This is a genomic window from Runella aurantiaca (assembly GCF_003339505.1).
Classification (GTDB): domain Bacteria; phylum Bacteroidota; class Bacteroidia; order Cytophagales; family Spirosomataceae; genus Runella; species Runella aurantiaca.
The window spans coordinates 233069-246277 of record NZ_QPIW01000006.1 but is presented as its reverse complement, the minus strand read 5'-3'; the positions used below and the strand labels follow the sequence as shown (position 1 = coordinate 246277).

Sequence of the window (13209 nt, the reverse complement as noted above, 5' to 3'; positions counted from 1 at the left end):
CTCAGTTTCTCTGTGGTTCAATTTTTTGGCGGTTAACAATCATTTTTATGACCAAATCTTCTGATTTTAAGCTTCTTCTTCAAGTGCCTGTTTTGGTAGCCGCCTTGGGCTATTTGGTAGATATGTACGATTTGTTTTTGTTTAGTGTGGTGCGCGTGCCCAGCCTCAAAGCCATTGGCGTAACGGGTGACCAACTCTTGCCAGAGGGTGTTTTTTTACTCAATATGCAGTTGGCTGGATTGTTGATTGGCGGTGTGCTATGGGGAATTTTGGGGGATAAAAAAGGCCGACTTTCCGTGCTTTTTGGCTCTATTCTACTCTATTCTTTAGCCAATATTGCCAACGGACTCATCACCAGCGTGCCGCAATACGCCGTTTTGCGCTTTATTGCGGGCGTGGGTTTAGCAGGAGAATTAGGCGCAGGAATCACGCTGGTGGCCGAGGTTTTGCCCAAGCATTTGCGCGGGTACGGTTCGGTACTGGTAGCAACGATGGGTGTTTTGGGCGGCGTGCTCGCCTATTTTGTTGCTGATTTGTTCGAATGGCGCATGTCATACTACGTCGGTGGCGGTTTAGGGCTTTTATTGTTGGTGTTGCGGATCAACGTATTTGAATCGGGCCTATTTGTCAATCTTAGAAATAAAGATGTGAAGCGCGGTAATATCGGAATGCTCTTTACTCCGCAACGCTTGAAGAAATATTTGTTGGCAATTATCGTCGGGGTGCCGTTGTGGTTTGTGGTGGGCATTTTGATTACTTTTTCGCCTGAATTCGGTATAAGTCACGGCTTAGCAGACCCCATCATTGCGGGCAAAGCCGTTATGCTGGCTTTCACGGGGCAAACATTCGGCGATATTGTGAGCGGCTTTTTAAGTCAGCGCCTACAAAGTCGTAAAAAAGCTATTCGCATTTTTCTGTTGATGTCATTCTCGTTCATGATTATTTACCTGATGGCCCCCATCCAAAACACGACCCAATTTTACATCCTTTGCGCCTGTTTAGGGTTTTGTAATGGCTATTGGACGTTGTTTATTATTCTGGCCGCCGAACTTTTCGGAACCAATCTTCGGGCCACGGTGGCTACGTCAGTGCCCAATTTTGTGCGCGGTGCGACCATTCCGTTGGCGGCGTCTTTTGTATACCTCAAACCCTCTTTGGGGGTAATAAACGGGGCGCTGTTGATTGGAACGGTGGTAGTGGTTATTTCGTTGATTTGCCTTCAGTCGTTAGAAGAAACTTTTACCAAAGATATGAACTACGTGGAAGAGTAGATAGACGTTTGTCTAACCTCTTTATTTGTAACAATTAACCTGATTTTTATGAAAAAGCATTTGATTTATTTGTGTATCCTGACGAGTTTTTTGTCAACGGCATACGCGCAGCGTTTCGGTAAATTACTGAAAGATACTCCGGGGGCGGTTTCGTACACGTTTCGGAATGAATTCAGCAAAGACGTGCCCGGCACCTTGGATAAGGTGAAGGCGATGGGCATTACCAACATTGAATTTTCTAATTTGTTTGGTAAAACAGCAGCCGAACTTCGGGCTTTATTGGATGAGCGTGGAATGCGGTGCAGTAGCCTCGGTGTAAGTTTTGCGGACTTGACGGATAAGTCAGAAACGGTGGTTCAGAATGCCAAAACGTTGGGCGCTGAATTTGTCCGGATTGGCTCAGTACCACACAAAGGGCCGATGGATGAAGCATTGGCCAAAAAAACGGTAGAAGATTTCAACCGTTTTGGACAAAAACTCAAAGAGAACGGGCTGACTTTCTGCTACCACAACCACGGGTTTGAGTTTGAGCCTTACGGAAAAGGAACGTATTTTGACTACATCGTTCAGAATACCAATCCTGATGCCGTCTTTTTTGAAATGGATGTGGTATGGATGCACCTGCCTGGTCAGAATCCTGCCGAGATGCTCAAAAAATATCCTAAACGGTTTAAGTTGATTCACCTGAAAGACCTGAAAATCGGGGTACCCAAAAGCACCTCTGGCAGTACACCCAACGAAAACTGTGTGGTGCTCGGTACGGGCCAAATCAATTACCCAGAGATTCTAAAAGCTGCCAAAAAATCGTCTATTAAGTATTTTTACATCGAAGACGAAAACCTAGGTGCCATGCAGCAAGTGCCCCAAAGCATGGCTTATTTGAAGAGCCTTTAAGTAGCTGATTTCCTTTTCGACATAATTTATTACCTTACCGTAGATTTCCATAAAATTTTCGGTAAGGTTTTGTCGTTTTTAGGTAGAACCCAATGGTCTGACCTGTTTTTTTTTAGATAGTATTGAATTGATTACAACGTTTTTACGAAAAACTGCGTAAACATCTTTATCGACAAAAGGTTAAGATTAGGCACGAGATTTGAGGTAGGAGGAGTCAAATGGAACCCATGAGAAAAAAGCTGCACATATTTCTTTCATTACTTGGAGGATGGATGCTGTTATTGCTGTCTATTGGCACTGCGCACGCACAGCTAGAGCCTTTTAAGGTTTCAGGAAAATTATGTATTCCTGATCAGGAATGCTTAGCTGATTCAACGGTTTTTACGGATACGCTGGCCACGTCAACGGCGTGGAGTTGGGATTTTGGGGATGGAAGCGGCCTTATTACTTCCACCAAAAATAGCATCAAGCACCTTTTTCAGACGCCGGGCATGAAGCTCATCACGCTGACCCGGACGGTGGCGGGTATACCCGAAACGGTTACCCGAACGGTTAATGTTGGCGTACCGCCGCCTGCTTTTCCCAATTGGCGTCGTGATACCATGATTTGTAAGGAGGATTTGGGGAAACTTTTCCTAAATCCGTATCCTAACAATGCTCCGAATGGAGTTAAATACATGTGGTTTCCGAAAGGAGATACCACCCAAACGCTACGCGTCGACAGTTCTGGCTGCTACTCTGTGGAAGTAACCAATGCCGACGGATGTACGTATGAGGATAAAATTACGGTAAAGGTCTGTTTGGAACAATCCAATCAGGAAGGGGCCAAATGGTATTTCGGAAACAACGCGGGCCTTGATTTTTCGGGCGGGAGCCCGCAACCGCTCACCGATGGCCAAATCAAAACTCCTGAAGGTACTTCGTCCATTTCCAACTCCAAAGGACAGTTGCTTTTTTACACCGATGGAGTCAAGATATTTGATAAAAATGGGGTCGTTATGCCTTCCAAAGACACGGCGGCGCTGGCGGGAAGCCCTAATTCGACCCAATCGGCACTGATTGTACCCAAGCCTACTTGTCGAGGCTGCGAATACCTATACTACGTTTTCACCACCTCTGAAATCAACGGACAGAAAAAGTTTAGCTACAGTTTGGTGGATATGCGCCGCAACGGCGGCAACGGCGAAGTTGTAGAAACCAATAATCTTTTGAACGATAATACCACCGAGCGCATTGCTTCCGTCAGAAACGAACGCGACTCTACATACTGGATTGTGTCGCACGATTATGATAGTAATGTTTTTCGGGTTTATCACGCCACCAAAGCAGGTTTGGAAGGACCGTTTCAGTATGCTTTAGGAGCGGTTCAGGATACGGTCTCCAAAGGAGAAGGCTACATGAAATTTTCTCCCGCCGACAGTACTGGAATGCGTCGGTTGGCGGTGGTGGTGCCGGGCCCTCCCCGCAACCTTGTCGAAATTTATAATTTTAGTGATTCATCGGGGCGACTGTCTGGGCCGCAAACGATTGATTTGGGGCCTGCTCCGCCCAAGGCCTACGGGGTAGAGTTCTCTCCCGATGGCACGAAAATGTACGTGTCGTTGCAAAAAGGCGATGCCGCAGGTGATACCACCCTTTCCCGATTGTGGCAGTACGACATCAGTTTGGGTGATTCGGCGCGGATTGCCGATTCCAAAATATTGATTGACAGTTCGGCCACGCAAGTGTACGGCGCGCTTCAGGTAGGGTCGGACGGTAGAATCTATCTGGCCATCAAAGACAGCCAATATTTAGGGGTTATCAACGAACCCGACGAAGACTCGCAGGATGAAGTAAGATTTGTGAAAGACGGTATATTTTTGGGTGGAAGCACAAGTCAGTTAGGACTACCCAATTTTGTCCAAAACTTTACCAACGAATCCTCAGGGCCGGGGTTTACCTATTCGGACACCTGCTCCAACCAAGCCACCAACTTTCAGGCTTCCCCGCTCTGCGACCCTATCAAAGACAGTTATACGTGGAATTTTGGCGATGGGTCTGCTCCCGTAACGGGGCAAAATCAACAGGTGCAACATACCTACAAAATGCCCGGTACGTATTCAGTCAGTTTACGATTGGTAAACAGATGTAAGGATACCACCATTACCCAACGCATCACAATTATTGCTACACCAGACCCTATCAATCTAAAATCACCGATTGATACCTGTACCAATCGACTCGTGCTGGATGCAGGCGTGGAGGCCGAGGCGTATTTCTGGCGTAGAAATAGGGTCCCACTGGCTCAAACGAAAACCATTACATTACAGCCCAATGGTGGTTCAGGCAGTTATGAAGTATTTGCCGCAAACGGTATTGAATCACAGTGTTTTTCACGGGGTGCTACACAGGTTACCCTTCGCAGACCGCCAGCCTATTCGCTCGGTCCTGATACGAGTTTGTGCGTAGGTGGTGGAAATGTGGTGCTGAACGCCAAGCCAACTCCTACCAATTGGAATAAATTTCAATGGAGTACGGGGGAGACAACACAATTGATTACCGTAACCCAACCTGGGACGTATTTTGTGCAGGTAACCATCAATACCGGAACCCCTCAGGCGTGCGTCAATGAAGATACCATTCAAGTACGAGCCTTACCCAAAGCGAAAATAGCGGCGGTATTAACGCCGCCAACGGGTTGTACCACCACGGATGGGCAGATAGTCATCGGAAATATCTCGCCACCGAGTGGCAGTTATACTTTTGAGTGGTTTGGCCCCAACAATACTATGTTGAGTGCCACGGGCAACACCCTTCCCAACGTAGGCGAAGGAACGTACCGAGTCATGCTACGCGGCAATCCCGCCGTATGCGCCACCGATTCTTCATTTGGGCTGAGAGCGGTCAGAACATTGCGATTGCAACCGACCATCGTCAACGCGCGCTGCACGTTGCCTTCTTCGGGAGCTATTAATCTCAATACCTTGGCGGGAACTCCCCAAACCTACGTCTGGACCAACGCCATGGGAGCAGGGCTGGGAACCAACGCCGCCTTGCTTGCCAATTTATTGCCGGGTATGTACAACGTGAAAGTAACGGACGCCGGTGGTTGCGATACCACTTTGCGGGATATTACGGTCGGAATTACGCCTGATAAATTCCTGAGTTTGGGCCCCGACCGTAAAAAGTGCATCGGCGATACGGCGTTGTTGATACCGTCGTTACCGCTTATTCCTGGCAACCAGTACCGATGGAGTACGGGCGAAACCACCGACCGCATCAGCGTCACGCGGGGAGGAACGTATACATTGACGGTAACAAATACCGTAACGGGTTGTACCGACAACGACGATTTTACGTATTCATTGGCCCCGCGCCCTACGTATGACTTGACCAAAGAAGTGCCACTCTGCGATCTTGACGATGGGGCAATGGCTACGCTGGCCGTTCGCGGTGGTGCTTCCAATCTGAGTTATTTTTGGTTCCATTCCGAAGAACGTACCTCGCGTGTTATGGTTAGTCTCGTCGGAAACTACCGCGTTCGTATCAGTAATCCTGAAGGCTGTGAGCTTTTTGATACTGCTCGCGTAGTAGTGCGTTGTGAGCCGCGTATTTATATCCCAGATGTGTTTACACCCAACGGCGACGGCAACAATGATGTACTGAACGTGTTCGGCGACCACTTGACTGATTTTGAATTGAAGATTTTCAATCGGTGGGGTGAAGTGATTTTTTATACCAACGACATCAACCAAAAATGGGATGGTAGCTATCGGGGGAGTGTGTATCCGCCGATGAGTTACCCGTATGTGGTGTCCTTCAAATCCAAATTCTTCCCCGACCGACCGCGTGAAAACCAACGCGGAGCGGTGCTGCTTGTGCGATAATATCTATTTCACGCAGAGCCGCAAAGTTTATTTTCTTTGCTCCTTTGCGGCTCTGCGTGATTCAAAACGACCGATAAGAAACATTTTTCTTATCTTTCATTCCTATATGCTTCTTTGCATGAACAAAAACTTGGCTCATGCGCGAAAACAAAATCCCCCAAATCGTCGTAAACTCCTGTTTCAAAATACACCAAAAACAGCGGCAAACCTACCTTAAATTGACGGGCCTAAAACTCGGTCTCTTAATAAATTTTAACGTACCTTTGATAAAAGACGGAATTCAAAGAATTGTTAATCGTTTATAAATCACACCACGCAAAGTGACGGGTTTTGTTTTCCGTCTTTGCCGCAACGTCGGACCGTCGTTACGGCGAACCCTACCTCAGCCACTCTGCGTGAATACGTATTATGCGTCAAGATTACTTAACAGGAACTACCGACCCGCTTTCCCCGATGGAAAAGGAGATAGACCGGGCATTGCGTCCGCTCTCTTTCAGCGATTTTGCGGGGCAGGATAAGATACTGGAAAACATTCGGGTCTTTGTACTCGCCGCCAAGCAGCGCGGTGAAGCCCTCGACCACGTGCTATTGCACGGCCCTCCGGGGTTAGGAAAAACCACCCTTTCCAACATTATTTCCAATGAGCTAGGCGCCAGCCTAAAAACATCCTCTGGGCCAGTGTTGGACAAGCCCAGCGATTTGGCTGGGTTGCTTACCAATTTACAGCCCAACGATGTATTGTTTATCGACGAAATTCACCGTCTTAACCCCGTTGTAGAAGAATATCTCTACTCGGCGATGGAGGATTACAAGATTGACATTATGCTCGACTCGGGGCCCAATGCGCGCAGTATTCAGATTAGTCTCAATCCTTTTACGTTGATTGGGGCCACGACCCGCGCGGGCTTACTCACCTCACCGCTCCGGGCGCGTTTCGGAATTAATTGCCGACTGGAATATTATGATGCCAAGTTGTTGACGTCGATTGTAAAACGCTCTTCAGGAATCTTGGGAGCGCCTATCGACGACGAAGGAGCCTACGAAATAGCCCGACGTAGTCGTGGGACCCCGCGTATTGCCAATAATCTTCTGCGCCGTACGCGCGATTTCGCGCAGGTCAAAGGAAGTGGACGAATTACGGTCGAGATTGCAGAGATTGCCTTGAAAGCCCTCGATGTAGACCAGCATGGCCTAGACGAGATGGACATTCGTATCCTGACCACCATCATTGAGAAATTCAAAGGCGGCCCCGTGGGGCTCTCTACCATCGCCACCGCTTGCGGCGACGAAGCCGAAACCATTGAAGAGGTGTATGAGCCGTTTTTGATACAGGAAGGATTCATTAAACGTACTTCTAGGGGCCGGGAGGCTACCGAAAAAGCCTACCGCCATTTGGGAATCGTGCCTAAATTTCGGACGGGAGATTTATTTCCAGAGTAAGCAGTAAGCCAATAAAAATACCTTTTAAACAGGTCTGTTTCAACCCAATTGAGGGTAGAGGCAGACCTGTTTTGATATATGAAAATTACTAATTAATAAGCAAAATATACCATTTATGTAAAATGGCATCAGTAGATGGGACTTGTATTCTCAGGGAGTTTATTGGATAAAAGTGCGGTCTTAGCTTCCGTAATGACGTTTCAGACGTTATATTTTACATTTCATCCTGATTGGATTTCTAAGTTTTGAGAATATACCGCAATTTTGCAGCGCATATTTTATAAAAACAGCCTCACTCAGCCATGAACAATCTCTCATCACTTTTAAGTCCTGCTGTATCTCCCGATTATTTGGAGTTAGTAAATCTGAAACGTTCTTTCTTTATTCGCACCGAAGATGTGATTTTTATCCAAGCGGATGTGAATTACGTCCGGATTGTTACCAAAACTGGGAAAGTCTTTGTACAAGCCAAAACCCTTAAAAGCTACGAACAGCTGCTCAAAAAGACCAGTTTTGTACGTACACACAAGTCATATTTGGTCAATTTTCATCATTTTGCGGGTTATCAAATTACCGAAGGTGGTACGTTTATTCAATTGCTTGACGGAAAGAAAGTACCAGTTTCGAAAAGACGTCGGCAATACGTGCAAAGCTCTGTTTCACAAAAGCAAAACGGAGTAAACTAGGTTTATCGCCTTATAAGGGCATTTTATCATTTTACGTAAGGCGTTTTTTTGACAAAGATTTGGCAGTTGCCAGAAAAATTACGACCTTTGCGCCTCATTCTGAAATTAAATCAATCGTCATGGCCAGAGTTTGTGAAATTACGGGCAAAAGAACACGAGTTGGTAATAACGTATCGCACGCTAACAATAGAACCAAGCGTAAGTTTTATCCAAACTTGCAGACAAAGAAGTTTTTTATACCTTCTTTGAACGAATGGGTAGAAATTAAATTGGCTACTTCAGCAATTCGCACGATCAATAAAAAAGGTATCGAAGCTGTTTTGAAAGAAGTTGGAGCGTTGTAATTAAATCGACAACCAATCTTTTGCAAAAGACATTAACCCCGCTGCAGCGGGGTTTTTTGTTGTTATAGCTTCCCCAAAGTGTTAAGTAGTCGAGCAAAAGTATTCCGTGTAGAAGACGGTCGGCCATTGCTCACAACCCGACCCTTGATTGAAGCCAAGCCTACCATCACAAACATAAACGTTGAGGAAGTTCAGGAGATTGAATGCTTGATAGAATAAAAGCTGACAAAGCCAAATCCTACGGCCAGCATGGCATGAAGTACAACCATCTGATAAGAATGCCAATAAAACCCAAGACCAACCGCTGCCGCGAAGTAAACCGCCAGTAGAAGTTCAGCAATTGTGAGCCAGTTAAGGCTTTTGACAAGGTAGTTTTTGCGTTGCCAGCCATCTTTTGGTTGCACAATCCCCCATTTTGGTGTGCGAATAAAAGGGGTTTTTTTGCCGAAATAGCCTTCAAGTGCAGCAATGGCATTGTGCAGTGATAGCCCCATAATGACGGTTAGAAAAAAGGGTAATTGCCACACAAACTGCCCGAAAGTCTTGTGACGGTAATGCGTGGTGCCGTAAAAGCCCAAGAGCATCAAGAAACTCAGTTGAAATATTCTAAAAATACCAAATAGATAATCGTATTTGGGGTCAAAAGCCGTAACCGCCAAAATGGGGACACTCAGCAGAGCCATGACGAAGACTGCCAAAAAAACGCCGCTGTTGAGCAGGTGAAATGCCGCGTAAACTTTCGTCGAAAATTTTACGGTAGTGCTTTGTAATACTTTTTTGAGGTTTTTACGGGCGCATTCGGCCGCGCCTTTCATCCAGCGGTATTGCTGGGATTTGAGGGCGGGCATGGTGGCAGGAAGTTCGGCAGGTGTTTCTACGTTTTCGAGGTAGACAAATTGCCAACCACGCAATTGGGCGCGGTAACTTAAATCAAGGTCTTCGGTAAGGGTTTGGGCCGACCAACCGCCAGCATCCAGAATACAGCTTTTGCGCCACACGCCCGCTGTTCCGTTAAAGTTGATGAAATGTCCGCCCGCATTGCGTCCGCCTTGCTCCACAATAAAATGCCCGTCTAGCCCGAATGCCTGCAATTGAGTGATGAGCGAATACGATTCGTTGAGGTGCATCCAGCGCGTTTGGACTACTCCAACGGGCGCGTTTTCAAAATGCGGAATGGTAGTTGTCAAGAAATCTGAATGGGGAATAAAGTCGGCGTCAAAAATGGCGATGAATTCACCCTTGGCTGCTGTAAGCCCGTAAGCCAATGCCCCTGCCTTGAAATCATCGCGGTTGCTGCGTCGAATGTGCTGAATATCAAATCCTTGTGCCTGATAGAAAAGTGCTTTTTTTGCAATTATGGAGACGGTCTCGTCGGTAGAGTCATCCAAAACTTGAATTTCGAGACGGTTTTTGGGATACTCAAAAAGACAGACCGCGTCGATGAGCCGTTCTACTACGTATAATTCATTGTAGATTGGAAGCTGAACGGTAACAAGCGGAAATTCGAAGGATAGAGGTGTGATGTTGGATGCTAGATTTCCGTTTTCTGTTCTCCTCTTTTTCCAATAATTCCATACCAGACTCAATTGCGCACAGCTGTACGAAAATAAAATGAGCGTAGGAACCAAGTATAGTATGATAACAATAACTTCCATAAAATCTAACCACTGACCACGCGTCGGTTCGCCCGACTAAAACGGAAGTTTAACGCCCGTTTGAATCATGTTTGTACTGCATTTGGCCACTATTTTACCCTCTAAATTACTGATTCGGGCTTCGCAATGAATCACGTTTTTGCCCGCACGAACCACATGCGCGTGTGCAGTTAGAACATCGCCGATGCGGGCTGCGTTCAAAAAATCACAATTAAGGTTGACCGATGTGTAGCCGTATTCACGGCCCAGCCCGAAAACCATCATGCCCACGAGGTCGTCCATGATGGCCGCCGCTGCGCCGCCGTGAAGTGTGCCGAGGGGATTGGTCATGTCTTGTCGTACGGTCACTTCAACGGTCATGGTGCCGTGTTGAACGTCTTTTAGTGTAGCGTTGAGCCAACGCCCTAGCGGCGAAGGGCTTTGAATTAAACTATTGCCTATCTGTGAACGAAAAAAGTCTAAACGTGGATTGGTTTCAGTGTTCATTTGTTTCTTGATTTTCAGAGAATTGGGGCGCAAATATAGGCATTAGACCTGAGATAAATACCCCACATATTTGCTGGCCAACAGGGCGCGGTCAAAATTTTCTTTTGCGTAGCGATAGCCGTTTAGGCCGTGTTGACTGACCAAGTCGGGATTTGTTAGATACATACGGATTTTTTGCGCAAAGTCAGCGGGATTTTCCGGCTCAACGTACACGCCTGCCTGTGCTTCTTCCACCAATTGGCGCGATACCCCGTCAATTGCCATCAAAATGGGCTTTTTGCACGCCATATAATCAAACGTCTTGTTGGAATAAACGGTTTTGAAGGTGTCCACTTTTTTGAGCACCGATGCCCCCGCATCGGAGGCCAAAATGTAATTAAATACTTCCTTTTTGGGTACAGAATTGATGAAACGGACATTAGAAAGATGCCGTCGTTGGGCTTCGGCCATCAGGTCTTTTTTCATCATACCGTTGCCAATGAGCAAGAATAAAACGTTGGTGTCTTTGAGCAACTCGGCCGTATCCAACACTTGCACCAAATGATTGGCTACGCCGTGCGCCCCGACGTAGGTCACTACAAACTTCCCCGTTAAGTTGTGTTCTTTTCTAAATTCGGTAACGTCGAATGAAGTCAATAATTCATCCGAAAGAGAAAAGTCGGCGGCGTTTGGAATGAAGATGATTTTGGAGGCAGGAACCCCTTTTTTTGTTAATAGTTTTTCCCGAAAAGCAGGTGTCAATACGTTGATTAACTTGGCTTTACGGTAAACGAATTTCTCAAACCAATAGGCAAATTTAATTAAAATGCCGCTTGTAAGCACCCCCGTATCAATGGCTGATTCGGGCCAAAGGTCGCGAATTTCAAACACAAAGGGCGTGCGTTTCAGCACCGAAAGCACGTAGGCCGTAATACCCACAAAGAGGGGAGGAGACGTAACGACAATGACATCATAGTTGCCTTTGGCGTACCAGATGCCGCCCCAAATGCTCGAAAAAGTAAAGGAGAAATAGGCCCAAAGACGACCGATAAAGCTCTTGTTGTAGGACTCGGATACGTGGCAACGAATAACCTGCACCCCGTCTTGATTGGTTTCGGGAAGAAAGTATTTGCGGTGGTATTTGGCAGGACGATGCCCCATGTAATGCACCATGCCCGCCAGCACGGTTACTTGATGCCCCTCCGACTGCCAAAAGCGGCTCATTTCGTTCCATCGCGACCCGCCGCCGTCGTTGTCTTCCAGAAAATATTGATGTATCAGTAAAATTCTCATTGGTGACGCGAAGATAATCAGCCCGGTAGGTTTTTGGCTATCAATTTTAATACATTTGCATTTCTCAACCCTTTTTTAGCCTCTTATGTCGACCCAACCGACTTTTGCTCCTAAAACTGTACAGGAAATCAAGCCTTCTCGTCGAGGCCCATTGTTGGATACTGGTTCTCACATTGCGGTGGTGGGAGCGGGCGCTTTTGGCGGCTGGACGGCCCTGTGGCTGCTTTGGTCGGGTTTTCGTGTTACGTTGATTGATGTTTGGGGCCCAGGGAATTCGCGCGCCAGTTCGGGCGATGAAACACGTGTTATCCGCTCTACTTACGGAGCCAACGAAACCTACTTTAACCTCAACGTGCGGGCGATTTCGCTTTGGCGTGAACAGCAGCAACGTTGGAATAAGTCGTTGTTTTTTAATTCGGGGGTGCTCTGGTTTTGCTACGAAGATGCGCCCGAAATGATTGAAGCAACGCAGCCTTTTATGAAAAAACACGGGATGGATTATACGTATTTCTCGCCCCAAGAAGCCGCAAAACGTTATCCTCACATTAATACTAATGACCTGAACCACTTGGTTTTAGACCCGTATGGCGGGTATCTTAAAGCGCGTGAAAGTTGTCAGGCGGTCAATGAGGTTTTTATACGGGGCGGAGGAACGTACCTCAATAAATTGGCAAAACCCAATCCGTTGGTCAACGGGCGACTTGAATCATTAACCCTTTCTGACGGAACCGGGTTGAAAGCCGATGCCTACCTTTTTGCGTGCGGACCGTGGTTGGGAAAATTGTTTCCCGAAATTTTAGGCGAAATCATTACCTGTACCAAGCAAGAAGCCTACTACTTGGGCGTTCCGGCGGGCTATACCCATCTGTTTGATTCTATGCCCACGTGGATTGATTTGGATGGCGAAGATTTTTATTATGGTATTCCGGGCAATGCGTACCGAGGATTCAAGATAGGGGTGGATAAACGGGGCGAAACATTTGACCCAACCTCAGGAGAACGGGTTTTTAATGAAAACGTGTTGGCAAAAGCGCGGTTATTCATGGCCCATCGTTTTCCAGCTTTACAAAACGCGCCGTTGGTCGAGAGCCGCGTGTGTCCCTACGAAAATTCGCCTGATGGCAATTTTATCTTGGACACGCACCCCGACGCCGACAATTGCTGGTTTTTGGGTGGCGGCTCGGGGCATGGGTTCAAACATGGGCCCGCATTGGGAGAATTGGCCGCCGAAGTCATCAGCGGCAAACGCGACTTGGAAGAATTATTCAGAATAAGATAAATAATTATGCGTCAGT

The 13209-nt window shown here is 46.9% G+C and carries 11 protein-coding genes; 8 read left to right on the top strand and 3 right to left on the bottom strand.

Annotated features, from left to right (window positions below):
* Positions 1 to 47 precede the first annotated feature (47 nt).
* The 7 genes from DVG78_RS10365 (at position 48) to rpmB (ending at position 8501) form a co-directional block, all read left to right on the top strand.
* Entirely contained in the window at positions 48 to 1271 is a 1224-nt protein-coding gene (locus tag DVG78_RS10365) for an MFS transporter (protein WP_114461005.1), read from the top strand.
* A gap of 48 nt (positions 1272 to 1319) precedes the next feature.
* Entirely contained in the window at positions 1320 to 2165 is an 846-nt protein-coding gene (locus DVG78_RS10360) for a sugar phosphate isomerase/epimerase family protein (protein WP_114461004.1), read from the top strand.
* Positions 2166 to 2392: 227 nt separating this feature from the next.
* On the top strand, positions 2393 to 6031 hold the full coding sequence (locus tag DVG78_RS10355; RefSeq protein WP_158549999.1) for a PKD domain-containing protein: 3639 nt from the start codon (positions 2393 to 2395) through the stop codon (positions 6029 to 6031).
* A gap of 137 nt (positions 6032 to 6168) precedes the next feature.
* Positions 6169 to 6336 (top strand): GxxExxY protein, encoded by a 168-nt coding sequence (locus DVG78_RS10350; RefSeq protein WP_114461002.1) that lies wholly within the window; start codon positions 6169 to 6171, stop codon positions 6334 to 6336.
* 103 nt (positions 6337 to 6439) lie between these two features.
* Positions 6440 to 7471: a Holliday junction branch migration DNA helicase RuvB gene (gene ruvB / locus DVG78_RS10345; protein WP_114461001.1), complete on the top strand. Its 1032-nt coding sequence runs from the start codon at positions 6440 to 6442 to the stop codon at positions 7469 to 7471.
* 302 nt (positions 7472 to 7773) lie between these two features.
* The gene (locus tag DVG78_RS10340; protein WP_114461000.1) at positions 7774 to 8157 is read left to right on the top strand and encodes a LytTR family DNA-binding domain-containing protein; all 384 of its coding nucleotides are present in this window, start codon (positions 7774 to 7776) and stop codon (positions 8155 to 8157) included.
* Between the two features lie 119 nt (positions 8158 to 8276).
* Positions 8277 to 8501 carry a 50S ribosomal protein L28 gene (gene rpmB, locus DVG78_RS10335; protein ID WP_114461029.1) on the top strand — a complete coding sequence of 75 codons (225 nt, stop codon included), beginning with the start codon at positions 8277 to 8279 and terminating at the stop codon, positions 8499 to 8501.
* Positions 8502 to 8692: 191 nt separating this feature from the next.
* Here the strand turns inward: rpmB and DVG78_RS10330 are convergent, their stop codons facing one another.
* The 3 genes from DVG78_RS10330 to DVG78_RS10320 are packed head-to-tail and all read right to left on the bottom strand — an operon-like array spanning position 8693 to position 11914.
* Positions 8693 to 10156: a cellulose synthase family protein gene (locus DVG78_RS10330; protein WP_114460999.1), complete on the bottom strand. Its 1464-nt coding sequence runs from the start codon at positions 10154 to 10156 to the stop codon at positions 8693 to 8695.
* 36 nt (positions 10157 to 10192) lie between these two features.
* The gene (locus DVG78_RS10325; RefSeq protein WP_114461028.1) at positions 10193 to 10642 is read right to left on the bottom strand and encodes a PaaI family thioesterase; all 450 of its coding nucleotides are present in this window, start codon (positions 10640 to 10642) and stop codon (positions 10193 to 10195) included.
* Positions 10643 to 10684: 42 nt separating this feature from the next.
* Positions 10685 to 11914 (bottom strand): glycosyltransferase family 4 protein, encoded by a 1230-nt coding sequence (locus DVG78_RS10320; RefSeq protein WP_114460998.1) that lies wholly within the window; start codon positions 11912 to 11914, stop codon positions 10685 to 10687.
* Positions 11915 to 11999: 85 nt separating this feature from the next.
* Here DVG78_RS10320 and DVG78_RS10315 point away from each other — a divergent pair, with 85 nt between their 5' ends.
* Positions 12000 to 13193 (top strand): NAD(P)/FAD-dependent oxidoreductase, encoded by a 1194-nt coding sequence (locus DVG78_RS10315; RefSeq protein WP_114460997.1) that lies wholly within the window; start codon positions 12000 to 12002, stop codon positions 13191 to 13193.
* Positions 13194 to 13209: the final 16 nt, after the last annotated feature.